This is a genomic window from Albidovulum sp. (genome assembly GCF_041919395.1).
In the GTDB taxonomy this organism is placed as follows: domain Bacteria; phylum Pseudomonadota; class Alphaproteobacteria; order Rhodobacterales; family Rhodobacteraceae; genus Albidovulum.
The window spans coordinates 23175-39879 of the sequence record NZ_JAYRTX010000008.1; the positions used below are offsets into that span (position 1 = coordinate 23175).

Below are 16705 nucleotides of genomic sequence, written 5' to 3' on the forward strand. Positions count from 1 at the left end.
ACCGACCCTCCGACCCTGAAATCGACCGGGTCGAGGCTAGGCGCCGAATATGGCAGCTTTGCGGCGGATGCGCGGCGAAACGGGGGTGCCCGGTCGCCAGGTCCGCACGGGGTTACCAGCCGGGATAGGAGACGGCGAGCCGATCGATGTCATCGCCGCCACCGCGCCGGGCGCGATGGAGATCACCGGCAATCCGGTCGATGAGGTCCGCGCATTCCACCTGCCGGCGCCAGTCGTGCGCCATGGCCTCGGCCGGGAAGAGCAGACCGAGGAGGTTACCCGCGATGGCGGCGGTGCTGTCGCTGTCGCCGGAATGCGTGGCCGCGATGCGCAGCCCGTCTTCGAAGCCAGAGGCCACGCGCCCCGCGTAGAGGGCGATGGCAAGCGCCTCCTCGGCCACCCAGCCGCCGCCCAGCCTTTCGATCGTTTCCGGGCGGCCGTCGGTCGGAGCGCGCAGCGCGGCCTCGATCATGCGCCGGGTCGCAGGCTCAAACGCCATTGCCAGCACCGCCTGAGCCGCCTCGGCCAGGTCCTGACCCGCAAGCACGCGCGCGAGCAGATGCGCCCAGGCGCGCGCCGCGTCGCGTCCGGTCGGATGGCCATGTGTGAGGTGCGAGCACTCGTCGGCAAGGCTGTCGATCTGCCCGGCCCCGCAGAGGCCGATGGGCGCCACACGCATGATCGTGCCACAGCCCTTGCTGTCGTTCCTCGCCATCTCGCCGAAATGACGGCTGGCGCGCAGGGCGGAGAGGCAGGTGTTGCCTGGCGCACGACGACGGTGCAGGCGCGGGTCGAGAATCAGTCCCGTGTCGCGGTCGATCGTCTCGACCCTCACGGTCTCGCCCTGCGTGGCGAGCCAGCGCAGAAGCGCATGATGTACCACTGACGCCGGATGGCAGACGCCCTTCTGGTGTCCGCGCACCGCAGCACGGATCAGCCCCTCGGCGGTGAACAGGGTCATCTGCGTGTCGTCGGTCACGGCCGCCGGCAGCCCGTCATGCGGCAGGATGCGGTCGAGGCCGCCCGGAAAACGGGCACGGATCTGCGCCAGCGACCAGAACTCGATCTCGGCGCCAAGCGCGTCGCCGATGGCGCCCCCGAAGAGGCTCGCGCGGATGAGTTGCCGTTCCCGGTCCCCCTCTGCCAGGACCTCCTCGAGCCAGCGGCGCTGATGCGGCAAGGGTCCGGCACCCCCCCGTGCGTGCGCGATAACGTGCAGTGCGTCGGCGAGGCTCTCGCCCCGCTCGCACTGCAAGAGCGCCGCGGCGACGGCGGTTCGTTCCAGCCCCGCCCTGCAGTGAATCATGACGCGGCCACCGGCCTCCAACCGCTGGTGGACGCGCCCCGAGGCCGACCGCCACTTGGCATGCCAGTCCGGCGCCGGCGCCGCGACGTCGCGGATCGGCAGATGCAGCCACTCGATTCCGGCCTCTCGCAGCGCCCCACCCAAGTCGCCGGCGCCGAGCCGCGCCATTTCCTCCGTCTCGGTCAGGGAGATGACGATATCGGCCTCCCAGCGCCGGATGGCTTCCACATCGGCGGCAAGATCGCGGTTCCAGTCTGCACCGGAGATCGAACTCCCCTTTCGCCCCGGACAGAGCGTCATACCGACGCGGCCTCGCGCGAGGTCGAAGCCGTCGATTTCCAGCGGATGAGTCGCTGACGTGCGCATCCCGGCCTCCCTTCCCTTCGACATGTCGCCGCCGGACCGCTTCGTGGCCGCGAGGGCGGCGCGGACCCTTCCCTACCGGCAGAACAGGTCGTTCGTCAGCCCGAACAGCATGAGTGCCAGCACCACGGTCAGACCGACTGCCATGGCGGCGTTCATGAAGCGGTCCGAGGGGGGCCGGCCGCGTGCCCATTCGTAGGCGTGAAACACCAGATGACCGCCGTCCAGAACCGGGATCGGGAAGAGGTTCAGAAGCCCGATCGCGGTCGAGAGCGCGGCCGTGAGCCAGATGAAAGAGGAGAGCCCCGCGCTTGCCGCGGCGCCGGTTGCCTGGGCCATGCCCACCGGGCCGCTGACGTTGCAGGTGGAGATGCTGCCGGCGATCATCGCGGAGATGCCGGTGAAGGTCGTCTCGATCACCCCCCAGGTCTGCGACACGCCCATGCCCAGGGCTTCCAGCGGCCCCGGCCGCCGCGTCGCCGGCTCGAACATGAAACTCCCCGAGATGCCGATCTGGTACCCGGTCTCCAGCCCGCCGTCCTCGGTGGTCACGGGGCGTTCGCGCGGCGCGAGCGTCGTCTCGAACGTGTCGCCATCCCGCCAGACGCTGAGCGTCAGCGGCTTGCCACCGCTCGCCTTCACGATGCCCTGCAGGTCGTCGAAGCGCGGCGTGGGCGTTCCGTTCATCGACAGGATCACGTCACCCTCCTGCAGGCCCGCATCCATCGCGGCACTTCTCGGCAGGACCGAAAGAACCAGCGCAGGCAGGAGCGTGGGGCCCGTGACGGTCACTTCGCGCCCGCCGCGCAGCACCCTGTAGTCCACGGTTTCGGTATCGGGCAGTGCGTCGGCTGCGGTGCCGAGCGCCTTGTAGTCCGGCGTGTCGATGCCGTTCACGGCGAGGATGCGGTCGCCGGGCTGCAGGTCATGGGCGACGGGAAGCGGCTTGAGGGCGCGGATCTCGGGTGCGTCGGTGGCCACGCCCGTTGCGAAGACCGTCACGGCGAAGACCGCGATCGAGAGCAGGAAGTTGAAGGCGGGTCCCGCGAAGACGGTGGCCGCGCGCGCCCAGAGCGGCGCGCCGTGCATCGTGTGCCGGCGCTCCTCGGCCGAGAGCCGGCGCATCGTCGCGTCGTCCGCCCCGGCCGAGGCCGCGTTGGCATCGCCGAGGAATTTTACATAGCCGCCGAAGGGCACCGCGGCGACCTGCCAGCGGGTACCGCGCCTGTCCACCCGACTCCAGAGCCGGGGACCGAAGCCGATGGAAAAGACCTCGGCATGGATGCCCGACCAGCGGCCGACGATGTAATGGCCGTATTCGTGTACCGCGACGATGATCGAGAGCGCCAGGACGAAGGCGCCGACGGTGTAGAGCGTGTCGCCGAGCGAGGTCAGGAAGGCAGGCAGGTCCAAGTCTCAGGTCCTCTCGGCTGCGGCGGGCAGGCGCATCGCCTCGCGGGCGAGACGGCGCGCGGTGCGGTCCATGTCGAGCACCATATCGAGGCTCTCGGCGGGTTTCTCAAGCCCGCCCAGGCCGGAAAGCCGGTCGAGCACGCCCTCGACCACGCCCGCCATGTCGGTGAACCGGATGGCGTCCGCGATGAAGGCGTCGAGCGCCACCTCCTTCGCCGCGTTGAAGGCCGCCCCGGCAAGTCCGCCGGTCTCCATCACTCCGCGCGCGAGCCTCAGGGCGGGGTAGCGCGCCGGATCGGGGGCCGCGAAGGTGAGCCGCCCGGCGGCGGCGAGGTTCAGCCGCGCGACCGGCAGGTGCGCACGCTCCGGCCAGTTCATCGCGTAGCCGATGGCATGGCGCATGTCCGGCGCGCCGAGGTGGGCGATCACGCCGCCGTCGCGGAAGGCCACGAGGGCATGGACGAGCGATTCGGGATGGACGAGAACCTCGATCCGTTCGGGCGCGATGCCGAAGAACTCATGCACCTCGATGACTTCGAGCGCCTTATTGAACATGGAGGCGGAATCGATCGTGATTCTCTGCCCCATCACCCAGTTGGGGTGGGTCGACGCCTCGGCCACGGTGGCCCGCGACAGCCGCTCCAGCGGCCAGTCGCGGAACGCGCCGCCCGAGGCGGTGATCGTGACCGTTTCGACCGTGGCGATATCCTCGCCGCCGAGCGCCTGGAAGAGCGCGGAATGCTCGCTGTCCACCGGCAGGATGGTGGCGCCGTGGCGCCGCGCCTCGGCCATCAGGAGCGGTCCCGCGGTGACGAGGCTTTCCTTGTTGGCGAGCGCGAGCGTGGTACCGTGGGAAAGGGCGCGGAAGCCCGGCACCAGCCCCGCCGCGCCGACGATGCCCGACATGATCCAGTCGGCCGGGCGTTCCGCCGCTTCTGCCACCGCCACAGCGCCGCCCGCCGTCTCGACCCCGCTGCCCGCCAGCGCCTCGCGGAGGTCCGGGAGCCGCGCCTCGTCGGCAATCACCGCCACCTCCGGCCGGAGCGTGCGCGCCTGTTCGGCGAGCCGGCCGACGTTCGAGCCCCCGGTGAGGGCGACGATGCGGAAGGCCTCCCGTCCGCCCTGCCGCGCGACGAGGTCGATGGTGCTTTCGCCGATGGACCCGGTCGCGCCGAAGATCGAGAGGCTGCGCATCGCTCAGAACCGGACGGACGGCACGTCCGTCAACTGCGCCACCAGAAGCATGAGGATCGCCGCGCCGAGAAGCCCGTCGAAGCGGTCCATGAGCCCGCCGTGGCCGGGGATAAGGTTCGAGCTGTCCTTCACGCCCGACCGCCGCTTGATCGCGCTTTCGGCGATGTCGCCCATCTGCGAGGCGAAGGCGAGAAGCGCCGAGATCCAGAGGAGGTCCACCCCGGCCGTGGAAAAGCGCAGGAACACAGCGCCGACGAGCGCCGCCGCGACCCAGCCGGCGACGGTGCCCGACCAGGTCTTCTTCGGGCTCACCGCCGGCCAGAACTTCGGGCCGCCGAGGATACGGCCGGCGAAGTAGCCCGCAATGTCGGTCACGACGACGACGAGGATGAGCCAGAGAAGCCAGAGCAGGCCATAGCCCTCGCGGAAGGCGACGAGGCCGTAGCAGGCCACCATGATAAGCGCCGCATAGACGGCGAAGACCGCCCGCATCGGCCGTTTGGGCCGGACGAGCCCATAGAGGGCCGGCAGGAGGACGAGCGGCACCAGGTAGGGGTCGCGCGTCCAGAAGACCACGCCCAGGATCATCGCCGCGGCCGCGCCGACCGTCACCGCCTCGTCGGGCCGCGAACGGTCGGTCATCGCCGCAAGCTCCCAGACCATCAGGCCCCCCGCCACCGTTGCCAGGGTCGCGAACCAGGGTCCGCCGAGCCAGATGAGGGCAAGCCCGCCCACCGCCATGGCGACGCCGGATATCAACCGGGGGAGGAGATCACCCCATTTTGCGGAGTCGCTCATGCCGTGAGGGCGCCGCCATAGCGGCGCTCGCGCCGGTTGTAACGCGAGAGGATCGTGGCCAGTTCGTCGGGCGTGAAATCGGGCCAGAGCGTGTCGGTGAATTCGTATTCGGCATAGGCCGACTGCCAGAGCAGATAGTTGGAGATCCGCATCTCGCCGCTCGTCCGGATGACGAGATCGGGGTCGGGCAGGTCGCCGGTATCGAGCCGCCGGCCAAAGGCGGCCTCGTCGATCTCATCCGGCCGGATCCGGCCTGCCGCCACGTCCTCGGCCAGCGCGCGCGCGGCGCGCGCAAGCTCGTCGCGGCCGCCGTAGTTGATGGCGACGGTCAGGTGCAGCCGGTCGTTGTCCTTCGTCCGCGCCTCGATCCCGGCCATCAGCTTCTGAAGCTTCTTGTCCAGCCGCTCGCGCCCGCCGATGAACCGCAGGCGCACGCCCTCGGCCGACAGCCTCTGCGCCTCGGACTGGATGTAGCGCGCGAAGATCGTCATGAGGCCGATGACCTCTTCGGTCGAACGCTTCCAGTTCTCCGTCGAGAAGGCGTAGAGCGTGAGGTAGCGAATGCCGAGCCCCGGCGCGGCTTCGACGATGGAGCGCACGCGCTCCGCCCCCCGGCGGTGGCCGACGAGCCGCGGCCAGCCGCGCGCGGTCGCCCAGCGCCCGTTGCCGTCCATGATTATGGCGACATGAGCCGGGCTTTCTCCCGTGATGTCCTTCGCGGCCATTGGCCCTCTGCCCTTTCCGCCCCCGGAAGCGCCGGTCTGCCCGGCGCGCGGCCCTCTCAGACCTGCATGATCTCTGCCTGCTTGCCTTCCAGTGCCTTGTCAACGGCGGCGATGTAGCGGTCGGTCAGTGCCTGGATCTCGTCGTGCCAGAACTTCTGATCATCCTCGCTCATGCCGTCGCCCTTCGCCTTCTTGATCTGGTCCATCCCGTCGCGGCGGACGTTGCGCACGGCCACGCGCGCATGTTCGGCGTACTGGGCCGCGACGCGGGTCAGTTCGCGCCGGCGCTCCTCGTTCAACTCCGGGATCGGCAGCATGATGATCGTGCCGTTGAGCTGCGGGTTGATGCCGAGCCCGCTGTCGCGGATCGCCTTTTCCACCTTCGAGACCAGCGCCTTGTCCCAGACGTTGATCGTCACCATGCGCGGCTCGGGCACGTTGATCGTGCCGACCTGGTTGACCGGCGTCAGCGCGCCGTAGGCATCGACCATGATCGGCTCCACCATGGTGGCCGAGGCACGGCCGGTGCGAAGCGTGCCGAATTCATGGCGAAGCGAGGTCATGGCCCCTTCCATCCGCCGCTCCAGATCGTCGATGTCGATGTCGATGTCGTCGGACATGGGTCTTTCCGTCATTTTCCCGGCGTTTTCCGGGGTCGCCACTTGCGCGTCTGGCCGTTCAGCCTTCGCCCGGCCCTTTAGCACGAAAGCCGTAAACGGCGATAGGATTTCAACCGCCGACGAGCGTGTAAGTTCCGTTTCCGGCGAGGATGCCCCGGAATCCGCCCGGCTCGTCGAGCGAGAAGACGATGATCGGCAGCCGGTTGTCGCGGGCGAGCGCGATGGCGGAGGCGTCCATGACGCCGAGGTGCTTCTGCAGCACCTCGTCGTAGCTCACGGTGTCGTATCGCCGGGCGTCGGGGAACTTCTTGGGGTCCTTGTCGTAGACACCATCGACCTTGGTGCCCTTGAAGATGGCCTCGCAGTTCATCTCGTTGGCGCGCAGCGTCGCGGCCGTGTCGGTGGTGAAATAGGGGTTGCCGGTGCCGGCCGCGAAGATGCAGACGCGCTTCTTCTCGAGGTGCCGGACGGCACGGCGCCGGATGTAGGGTTCGCAGACCTGATCCATCGGGATGGCCGAGATGACGCGGGTGAAGACGCCGAGCGCCTCGAGCGCCGCCTGCATGGCGAGTGCGTTCATCACCGTGGCGAGCATTCCCATGTAGTCGGCCGTCGTCCGCTCCATCCCCTGGGCGGAGCCTTGCAGCCCGCGGAAGATGTTGCCGCCGCCGATCACCATGCAGATCTCGACGCCGAGGTCGTGGACGGTCTTCACCTCGGCCGCGATGCGGGCGACCGTCGGGGGATGCAGGCCGTAGCCCTGGTCGCCCATCAGCGCCTCGCCGGAGATCTTCAGAAGGACGCGCTTGTACTTGACCTTGGGTTCTTCCGCCCCATCCATGCCGCTGCTCCGCTTGCCGCCTTCTCGATTGCGGCGCAAGATGGCGGAAATCGGCGGCGGGTTCAACCACGGTCGGCGGGATTCCCGCTGACCTTGGGTTGGGTGTACGCCGGCGCGCAGGAACGGACGGGACGCTGGACTTCATCGCCGATATCGACCCCGGCCGACCGGTGCTGATCGCCGGGCCGACCGCATCCGGAAAGTCGGCGCTGGCCCTCGCCATCGCCGAGGCGCAGGGCGGCGTCGTCGTCAACGCGGACGCGCTGCAGGTGTGGTCCTGCTGGCGCATCCTGTCCGCCCGCCCCTCGCCCGCCGAGGAGGCGCGCGCGCCCCATCGCCTCTACGGCCATGTCGCGCCGGACGCCGACTATTCCGTCGGTCACTGGCTGCGCGAGGTGGCGCCGCTCCTCGCGGGGCCGCAACGCCCGATCATCGCCGGCGGCACCGGCCTCTATCTCAGCGCCCTGACCGAGGGACTGGCCGATATCCCCGATGTGCCGCCCGAGGTTCGGGCCGAGGCCGACGCGACGATGGCCTTGCGCGGGCCCGAGGCGCTTCTGGCCGAACTCGACGAAGCGACGGCGGCGCGGATCGACCGGCGGAACCCCGCCCGCATCCAGCGGGCCTGGGAGGTGCTCAGGGCGACAGGGCGCGGCCTCGCGGACTGGCAGGCGGAGACCGGCCCGCCTCTCCTGCCGCGCGCAGCGGCGACGGCGCTGGTGCTCGATGCCGACCGCGACTGGCTGGCGATGCGCATCGACCGCCGGTTCGAGGCGATGCTGGCGGAGGGCGCCCTCGACGAGGTACGCGCCGTGCTCGACCGCTGGGATCCAGCAGCACTCTGGGCAAGGGCGATCGGCGCGCCGGAACTCGTCGCACACCTCAGGGGAGAGCTGTCGCTGACCGAAGCCACCCGGCGCGCCCAGGCGGCGAGCCGCCAGTACGCCAAGCGCCAGCGGACCTGGTTTCGCGCCCGGATGCGGGGCTGGAACTGGAGGCAGGTGCCGTGACGGATGCGCCACGCCCCGCCGATCCTCATGATTCCGCATATTTTTCCCTTGGGGTTTGCCGGCCGGCTCTCTAATATCCCGCTCGCCAATCCCCCTGCCCTGCGCCATCGCCCGGGCGAGACCCAAGGAACCGCCCGTGAAGCTTTTTTCCGGCACGCCCCTGTCGCAGTTCTCCGACCGACCGGCGGAACCCCAGGCGCCGGAGGCGGCTGGAGGCGCGAAACCCGAAGGCCGCAAGACGGCCGCCTCCAAGGGCGCGCCCAAGGCCGGTGCACCTGTGGCCCGTGCGCTTCCTGCCATTCCCGAGGCCCCGGCGACGACACCGGTGCGGGTCGTGCCGCTTGCCCGGCTCGCGGCCGGCGGGCGCTGGCGGATCGAGGCGATGCGCTCGATCTCCGAGCCGCTGCTCCTGTGGTTCACCCGCGGTCAGGGCCGGATCACCGTGGGCGGCGTGACCCGCGGCTACGGCGCCCACAACGCCGTATTCATTCCCGCCGGCACGATGTACGGCTACGAGGCCGGTCCGCAGTCCTATGGCAACGCTGTCTTCTTCGGTCGCGGCTGCACGCTCGACCTGCCGGCGGTGCCGCTCCACCTCAGGGTGCGCGAGGTCGGCCCTCAGGCGGAACTCTCCGGCCTGATCGACAACATCCAGCGCGAACTGGAAAGCGGAAGGCCGGGCGCCGAGCGCGCGGCGCGCCATCACCTCGGGCTTCTCGGCGTCTGGCTGGAACGAAATGGCGAGACCGCTCTGGACGGCAAGAAACCCGATGCCGCCCGCCGGCTCGCCGCGCGCTATACCGAGCTTCTGGAGGGCGAGTTCCGCTCGGGCAAGGGCGTGTCCGACTACGCCCGGGCGCTCGGCGTGACGCCCACGCATCTCACGCGCGTCTGCAACCAGACCTGCGGCCGCTCCGCCTCCGATCTTCTCCACGACCGGGTGATCTTCGAGGCGCGGATGATGCTCAGCGAGACCAGGCTGCCCATTGCCCGCATCGCGGAGGCGCTCGGCTTCACCTCGGCGGCCTATTTCACCCGCGCCTTCCAGCACCGCGCCGGAAAGACGCCCTCGGCCTTCCGCCGTGCGGGTTGATCCGCGGGCGGCACCCCGTTAAGAATGACGTAAACGTGCCGCGAATGCCGTTTTCAGGCATTGACGGGTGCGCCAAATCGGTGCGCATATGCCCGGGCAAGCAGGTGCATGCGCAAAGAGACGCCGGTCCACCGGCGCGACAACAAGATACGTCACTTCACAGGGAGACGAAGCGATGACCCAACACCACATGCCCGCACGGATTCACCCGGCGGCACTCAGCTATGCCGCCGAAGTCGCCGCCGGAACGATGAGCCGGCGCGAGTTCCTGACCCGGGCCTCGGCGCTTGGCGTCGCCAGCGCCACGGCCTACGGCCTCCTGGGTCTTGACGCGCCGGCCCGCGCGCAGGAAACGCCGGTTGCCGGCGGCACGCTCCGGATGCAGATGGAAACGCGCGCCCAGAAGGACCCGCGCACCTGGGACTGGTCGGAACTGGCGAACTTCGGCCGCGGCTGGCTCGACTACATGGTCGAGTACGAGATCGACGGCTCGATCAGGGGCATGTTGCTCGAAAGCTGGGAAATCAACGACAACGCCACGGAATACACGCTGAAGGTGCGCCAGGGCGTGAAGTGGAACAACGGTGACGACTTCACGGCCGCCGATGTCGTCCACAACATCATGCGCTGGTGCGATGCCGGCGTGGAAGGCAATTCCATGGCCGCGCGGATGGGCGGGCTCGTGGACGAGAACACGAAGAAGGCGCGCGACGGCGCCATCACCCAGGTCGACGACCACACGGTGAAACTGACGCTGCCGGCGCCCGACATCACCATCATCGTCGGGATGGCCGACTATCCGGCCGCGGTCGTCCACCAGTCCTATGACAACGGCGACCCCTCCGCGAACCCGATCGGCACCGGCGCCTACCTGCCGGAATCGAACGAGGTGGGGGTCAAGCAGGTCCTGGTCCGCAATCCCGACCATACCTGGTGGGGCACCGCAGTCTACGGCGGCCCGTATCTGGACCGGATCGAGTATATCGACCTCGGCACTGATCCCTCTGCCTTCCTTGCTGCGGCCGAAGCGGACGAGATCGACATCACCTACCGCACGGACGGCGACTTCGTCGAGGTCTTCGACGGGCTCGGCTGGCCGAAGTCCGAGGCGATCACCGCGGCGACGCTCGCCGTCCGGTTCAACCAGGATGCCGAACTCTACAAGGACGTGAACGTCCGCAAGGCGCTGCAGACGGCCGTGGACAACGCGGTGGTGCTGGAACTCGGCTACGCCAACCTCGGCTCGGTCGCGGAAAATCACCACGTCTGCCCGATCCACCCGGAATACGCCAAGCTGGACCCGCTTGTCGTCGATCCGGCGAAGGCCAAGGAGATGATCGACGCGGCCGGCCATGCCGAAACCGAGTTCGAGCTCATCTCGCTCGACGACGGCTGGCAGGCGGCTTCCTGCGACGCGGTGGCGGCGCAGATCCGCGATGCCGGCATCAAGATCAAGCGGACCATCCTGCCCGGCTCGACCTTCTGGAACGACTGGACGAAGTATCCGTTCTCTTCGACCGAATGGAACATGCGCCCGCTCGGCGTCCAGATCCTCGCGCTGGCCTACAAGTCCGGCGTGGCCTGGAACGAGACGGCCTTTGCGAACGCCGAGTTCGACACACTCCTGTCGGAAGCCATGTCCATCGCGGATGCCGACAAGCGGCGCGAGGTCATGGCCAAGCTCGAGAAGATCATGCAGGACGAAGGCGTTCTCATCCAGCCCTACTGGCGGTCGATCTATCGCCACTACAAGGAGAACGTGAAGGGCGCGGACATGCACCCGACCTTCGAGCATCACCACTACAAGTGGTGGCTCGCCGCCTGATCCGGCCGAAACCGGGGCGCGCCGACTGCGCGCCCCTCGCGGCTTCACCCGGCTCCCCCGCGTACCTGCCCCCGACCCGGGCGGACGGACGGACGAGGTAGACCATGGCCCTGTTTCTGATGCGGCGCGTCCTGACGATGGTGCTGACTGCACTCTGTCTGACGTTCGTCGTCTTCTTCCTCACCAACCTGCCGCCGAACCTCGAAAAGCTCGCCAAGTCCGAGGCCGGCAGCCGCATCTCGGACGCCGAGGTCGCGAGCTGGCTCGAAAAGAACGGCCATGGCCGACCGCTCCTCGTCCGCTACGGCGAATGGCTGGGCGTCGTGCCCGGCTGGACCCGGGAGGAGGACGGCAAGGCGACCGGCCGCTGTCTCACCCCCGGCGTCGATCCGGCCGAAGCGCCGCGCTTCTGCGGCGTCCTGCAGGGCAACTGGGGCTACTCCAGCTTCTTCAAGGCGCCGGTCGGAGAGAAGCTCCGCTATCACCTCAGTCTAACCGGTGTGCTGATGTTCTGGGTCATCGTGCTGATGGTGCCCGCCTCGCTCCTCATCGGCGTCCTCGCGGGGATGCGCGAGGGATCGAAGCTCGACCGCTCGCTCTCCACCTTCTCGATCGCCTCCACGGCCACGCCGGAGTACGTTTCGGGCGTCATCCTCATCTTCGTCTTCGCGTCGTCGGCGGTCGGGCTGAAGTGGTTCAAGGGCACCGCCACCGCCGCGATGGACGGCGTGACCTTCGACAATTTCTTCCTGCCGGTCCTGACCATCGCACTCTACGGCGTCGGCTACATCGCCCGGATGACCCGCGCCTCGATGACCGAGGTGATGACGGCCCAGTACATCCGCACCGCGCGGCTCAAGGGCGTGTCGTTCGGGGGCGTCGTGATGAAGCACGCGCTCAGGAACGCGCTCATCGCGCCCTTCACGGTGATCATGCTGCAGTTTCCGTGGCTCCTGAACGGCGTCGTCATCGTCGAGACGCTGTTCAACTACAAGGGCTTCGGCTGGACACTGGTGCAGGCGGCGGGCAACAACGACATCCAGCTCCTCCTCGGCTGCTCGGTCGTGGCCGTGGCCGTCGTTCTCGTTACGCAGCTCATCTCCGACGTGGGCTACGTCTTCCTCAACCCCCGCATCAGGATCAGCTGACATGGACGCCATTGGCTGGGGCACGATCCTGCTCACCCTCCTCCTGCGGTTCTGGCCGGTCTGGCTGGCGCTGGTGCTGACCTTCGCCGTCTCGGCCCGCTACCGGCGCCGGCTCGGCCTCTACGGACGGCTCTTCGACTCCACCATCGGCATGGTCGGCTTCGGCCTCGTCATGTTCTGGGTCTTCACCGCCCTCTTCTCCGACCTCATCGTCACCCACGACGTGCTGAGCCAGATCAGCCAGATGAAGAACAAGCCGCCGGGCAGCGCCGTCCCGGACGGCACGGCCTGGTATCTCCTCGGCGGCGACCACCTCGGCCGCGACGTCTTCAGCCGCATGGTCGCCGGGAGCCGCATCGTCATCGCCATCGCCCCCCTCGCCACGCTCTTCGCCTTCATGGCGGGGATCACGCTCGGCCTGCCTGCGGGCTACTACGGCGGGCGGCTCGACACCGTGCTCTCCTTCCTCGCCAACCTGATCCTCGCGTTCCCGGTGATCCTGCTCTTCTACCTCCTCGTCACGCCGGAAATCGCGGCGACAGGCCTGCCGCAGTATCTCGCCATCGTGCTCTTCCTCTTCCCGCTCGTCTTCCTCGCGGTCCTCGTGAACTCGCGCTACTACGTGACGCCGGCCTTCCGCACGAAGGTCCTTGCGGTCATCCTCGTCCTCGGCGGCTACATCTACCTCGCGCTCGTCGGCGAGGCAGGGACGAAGGTCGCGCTTCTGCCCGAAGCTGCAGACATCATCCACGTGCCGGGCAATATCCTCATCGTCTTCGTCTCGGTCGTCTTCGTGAACGCGCCCACCGTCTTCCGCATCGTCCGGGGCATCACGCTCGACATCAAGACGCGCGACTATGTGGCGGCGGCCCAGACCCGGGGCGAACGGCCCTGGTACATCATGCTCTGGGAGATTCTGCCGAACGCCCGCGGTCCGCTCATCGTCGATTTCTGCCTCAGGATCGGCTACACGACGATCCTGCTCGGCACGCTCGGCTTCTTCGGCCTCGGGCTTTCCCCCGAAAGCCCGGACTGGGGCTCGACGATCAACGCCGGGCGCAAGCTCCTCACCATCGCGCCGCACCCCGCGATCGTGCCCGCGATCGCGCTGATGAGCATGGTGCTCGGCCTCAACCTCCTCGCCGACGGTCTGCGCGAGGAAAGCCTGAAGGACTGACAAGATGCGGCACCCCTGCTTTCATCTTGCCGCAAATGCCGCGGGTGTCCGGGGGCAGATCCCCCCGCCCGACCCAAAGGGAGACAGGCCATGACCAAGTGGGACTATGACGGCCCGATCCTCGAGATCGAGAACCTCTCGATCAGCTTCTTCACGCGGCTGAGGGAAATCCCGGCGGTCATGGACTTCTCCTGCACGGTCCAGCCCGGCGAGGCGATGGGGCTGGTGGGCGAATCGGGCTGCGGCAAGTCGACGGTGGCGCTCGCCGTCATGCGCGACCTCGGCAAGAACGGCCGCATCACCGGCGGCACGATCCGCTTCAAGGGCCGCGACCTGACGACGATGACCGAGGAGGAACTCCGCGGCATCCGCGGCTCCGAGATCGCGATGATCTACCAGGAGCCGATGGCCTCGCTGAACCCGGCGATGAAGATCGGCCAGCAGCTCATGGAAGTGCCGATGATCCACGAGGGTATCGGCAAGGACGAGGCCTGGAAGCGCGCGCTCGAAGTCGTCGCCGACGTCCGCCTGCCGGACCCCGAGCGCATCCTGCGCTCCTACCCGCACCAGCTTTCGGGGGGCCAGCAGCAGCGCATCGTCATCGCCATGGCGTTGATGTCGAAGCCCGCGCTCCTCATCCTCGACGAGCCGACGACCGCCCTCGACGTGACGGTCGAGGCAGCGGTCGTCGATCTCGTCAAGGACCTCGGCAAGAAGTACGGCACCTCGATGCTTTTCATCTCGCACAACCTCGGCCTCGTGCTCGACACCTGCAACCGGCTTTGCGTGATGTATTCCGGCGAGGCGGTGGAGACCGGTTCGATCACCGATGTCTTCGACAAGATGCAGCACCCCTACACCCAGGCGCTCTTCCGCTCGATCCCGCTGCCGGGCGCGGACAAGACGACCCGGCCCCTCATCGCCATTCCCGGCAACTTCCCCCTGCCCCACGAACGCCCGCCGGGCTGCAACTTCGGCCCGCGCTGCGACTATTTCGTTGCCGGTCGCTGCGACGCCGGCGATATCCCGATGGCCGCGGTGCCGGGCCACGACCGGCACGAGACGCGCTGCCTGCGCGTGTCGGAAATCGACTGGGCCGCGCCCCCCAAGGCCGCGAAGACTGCGGAGAAGACGCCCATCGGCAAGGTGGTCCTCAAGATGGAGGACCTGAAGAAGTATTACGAGGTCTCGCCAAACGCGCTTTTCGGCGGCGGCGAGACCCGCGTCGTGAGGGCCAACGAGACGCTGAGTTTCGAGGCGCACGAGGGCGAGACGCTCGCCATCGTGGGCGAGTCGGGCTGCGGCAAGTCGACCTTCGCGAAGGTGCTCATGGGGCTCGAGACCGCGACCTCGGGCCAGATCCTGCTTTACGACAACGAAATCCAGTCAACCCCGATCCAGAGCCGCAACACCGAGACCGTCTCGGGCGTGCAGATGGTGTTCCAGAACCCGTTCGACACGCTCAACCCCTCGATGACGGTTGGCCGGCAGATCATCCGCGCGCTGGAAATCTTCGGCGAAGGCGCGACGGATGCCGACCGGCACAAGCGGATGCTGGAACTCCTCGACCTCGTGAAACTGCCCCGCGCCTTCGCCGACCGCATGCCGCGCCAGCTCTCGGGCGGCCAGAAACAGCGCGTCGGCATCGCGCGGGCCTTCGCCGGCGGTGCCAAGATCGTCGTCGCCGACGAGCCCGTCTCGGCTCTCGACGTGTCGGTCCAGGCGGCCGTCACCGACCTTCTGATGGAGATCCAGCGCAAGAACCGCACGACGCTCCTCTTCATCTCGCACGACCTCTCCATCGTCCGCTATCTCTCCGACCGGGTGATGGTGATGTATCTCGGCCATGTGGTCGAACTCGGAACCACCGATCAGGTCTTCTCGCCGCCCTACCACCCCTATACCGAGGCGCTCCTCTCGGCCGTGCCCATCGCCGATACCCATGTGCAGAAGAAGCGCATCGTGCTGGAAGGCGACATCCCCTCGGCGATGAATCCGCCGCCCGGCTGCCCCTTCCAGACCCGCTGCCGTTGGAAATCGAAGGTTCCCGGCGGTCTTTGCGAGCGCGAGGTGCCGCCCGTGCGGATGCTCGCGGGCGGGCACCAGATCAAGTGCCACCTTTCCGATGCGGAGTTCGCCGCGATGGAGCCGGTGATCAAGATCGCCGCCGAATAGGCCCCTTGCGGCCGGCATCGGACCGCGCCACCCTGACCGCGAAGAGGGAGGCGCGGCATGACCGGACACGGATACGAAAGCGGGCGGCTCAATCTGCCCTTCGTCGGCATCTCGACCTTCGGCAAGCGGCCCTACGTCGAGGACTGGTCGAGCATCGACGCCCATGCCGCGATCCTCGGCGCGCCCTTCGACTTCGGCACCCAGTTCCGCCCCGGCGCCCGGTTCGGACCCCGCGCGGTGCGCGAAGCCTCCACGCTCTTCTCCTTCGGCCACGCGGGCGCCTATGACCACGAGGACGACCGCACCTATCTCGGCCCGTCCGTCCGCATCGTCGACATCGGCGACGCCGACATCGTGCACACCGACACCGAAAGGAGCCACGCCAACATCGAGACGGGGGTGCGCGCGATCCTGAAGGCGGGCGCGCTTCCCGTGGTGATCGGTGGCGACCATTCGGTGAACATTCCCTGCATCCGCGCCTTCGATGGTGAGGGTCCGATCCACATCCTGCAGATCGACGCCCATCTCGATTTCGTCGACGAGCGCCACGGCGTCCGGCATGGCCACGGCAACCCGATGCGCCGCGCGGCGGAAAGGCCCCATGTCACGGGGCTGACGCAACTCGGAATCCGGAACGTCTCGTCGACCGCGAGGGAGGGTTACGACGCGGCCCGCGCGATGGGGGCCGACATCCTCTCCGTCCGGCAGGTGCGCAAGCTCGGGGTGGCGGGGGTTCTGGCGCGCATCCCCAGGGACGCGCGGCTCTATGTCACCATCGACATCGACGGCTTCTGCCCCTCCATAGCGCCGGGGACCGGCACGCCCTCGCACGGCGGCTTTCTCTACTACGAGGTGCTGGAGATCCTGCAAGGCGTGGCGCGGGCGCACGACATCGTCGGGATCGACCTTGTCGAGGTGGCGCCCGACTACGACCCGACCGGCTCGACCGCCATCCTTGCGGCGCAGGTTCTCCTGAACCTCCTCGGCTTCGTCTTCGACGCGCGCGGACTCTAGCCG

General features: G+C 68.3%; 14 protein-coding genes. 7 read left to right on the plus strand and 7 right to left on the minus strand.

Going from position 1 to position 16705, the window contains the following annotated elements:
* Nucleotides 1-112: 112 nt before the first annotated feature.
* The 7 genes from ACMUOO_RS02830 to pyrH form a co-directional block, all read right to left on the minus strand.
* A complete protein-coding gene (locus ACMUOO_RS02830; protein WP_301919931.1) occupies nucleotides 113-1672 on the minus strand; it encodes an ADP-ribosylglycohydrolase family protein in 1560 nt (519 codons plus the stop codon).
* Nucleotides 1673-1744: 72 nt separating this feature from the next.
* A complete protein-coding gene (gene rseP, locus ACMUOO_RS02835) occupies nucleotides 1745-3082 on the minus strand; it encodes an RIP metalloprotease RseP (RefSeq protein ID WP_301919930.1) in 1338 nt (445 codons plus the stop codon).
* Nucleotides 3083-3085: 3 nt separating this feature from the next.
* The gene (gene dxr / locus ACMUOO_RS02840; RefSeq protein WP_301919929.1) at nucleotides 3086-4276 is read right to left on the minus strand and encodes a 1-deoxy-D-xylulose-5-phosphate reductoisomerase; all 1191 of its coding nucleotides are present in this window, start codon (nucleotides 4274-4276) and stop codon (nucleotides 3086-3088) included.
* 3 nt (nucleotides 4277-4279) lie between these two features.
* The gene (locus ACMUOO_RS02845) at nucleotides 4280-5074 is read right to left on the minus strand and encodes a phosphatidate cytidylyltransferase (RefSeq protein ID WP_301919928.1); all 795 of its coding nucleotides are present in this window, start codon (nucleotides 5072-5074) and stop codon (nucleotides 4280-4282) included.
* Nucleotides 5071-5799, minus strand: coding sequence for a polyprenyl diphosphate synthase (gene uppS / locus ACMUOO_RS02850; RefSeq protein WP_301919927.1), 729 nt, complete (start codon nucleotides 5797-5799; stop codon nucleotides 5071-5073). The genes ACMUOO_RS02845 and uppS overlap by 4 nt, the downstream gene beginning before the upstream one ends.
* A 56-nt stretch (nucleotides 5800-5855) precedes the next feature.
* The gene (gene frr / locus ACMUOO_RS02855) at nucleotides 5856-6419 is read right to left on the minus strand and encodes a ribosome recycling factor (RefSeq protein WP_301919926.1); all 564 of its coding nucleotides are present in this window, start codon (nucleotides 6417-6419) and stop codon (nucleotides 5856-5858) included.
* A gap of 109 nt (nucleotides 6420-6528) precedes the next feature.
* Complete coding sequence (gene pyrH, locus ACMUOO_RS02860) at nucleotides 6529-7260, minus strand: UMP kinase (RefSeq protein WP_301919925.1); 732 nt, start codon at nucleotides 7258-7260, stop codon at nucleotides 6529-6531.
* Nucleotides 7261-7358: 98 nt separating this feature from the next.
* On the opposite strand from pyrH, the gene miaA reads away from it, so the two are divergent.
* From miaA to speB, 7 genes are all read left to right on the plus strand, one after another.
* Nucleotides 7359-8270: a tRNA (adenosine(37)-N6)-dimethylallyltransferase MiaA gene (miaA, locus tag ACMUOO_RS02865; protein WP_301919924.1), complete on the plus strand. Its 912-nt coding sequence runs from the start codon at nucleotides 7359-7361 to the stop codon at nucleotides 8268-8270.
* A 136-nt stretch (nucleotides 8271-8406) separates the two neighbouring features.
* Nucleotides 8407-9363 carry an AraC family transcriptional regulator gene (locus ACMUOO_RS02870; protein WP_301919923.1) on the plus strand — a complete coding sequence of 319 codons (957 nt, stop codon included), beginning with the start codon at nucleotides 8407-8409 and terminating at the stop codon, nucleotides 9361-9363.
* Nucleotides 9364-9538: 175 nt separating this feature from the next.
* Complete coding sequence (locus tag ACMUOO_RS02875) at nucleotides 9539-11188, plus strand: ABC transporter substrate-binding protein (protein WP_301919922.1); 1650 nt, start codon at nucleotides 9539-9541, stop codon at nucleotides 11186-11188.
* A gap of 104 nt (nucleotides 11189-11292) precedes the next feature.
* A complete protein-coding gene (locus tag ACMUOO_RS02880) occupies nucleotides 11293-12336 on the plus strand; it encodes an ABC transporter permease (protein WP_301919921.1) in 1044 nt (347 codons plus the stop codon).
* A 1-nt stretch (nucleotide 12337) separates the two neighbouring features.
* Nucleotides 12338-13513, plus strand: coding sequence for an ABC transporter permease (locus tag ACMUOO_RS02885; RefSeq protein WP_301919920.1), 1176 nt, complete (start codon nucleotides 12338-12340; stop codon nucleotides 13511-13513).
* Between the two features lie 90 nt (nucleotides 13514-13603).
* Nucleotides 13604-15688, plus strand: a complete 2085-nt coding sequence (locus tag ACMUOO_RS02890; protein WP_301919919.1) for an ABC transporter ATP-binding protein — start codon at nucleotides 13604-13606, stop codon at nucleotides 15686-15688.
* A gap of 57 nt (nucleotides 15689-15745) precedes the next feature.
* Nucleotides 15746-16702 carry an agmatinase gene (gene speB / locus ACMUOO_RS02895; RefSeq protein WP_301919918.1) on the plus strand — a complete coding sequence of 319 codons (957 nt, stop codon included), beginning with the start codon at nucleotides 15746-15748 and terminating at the stop codon, nucleotides 16700-16702.
* Nucleotides 16703-16705 lie beyond the last annotated feature (3 nt).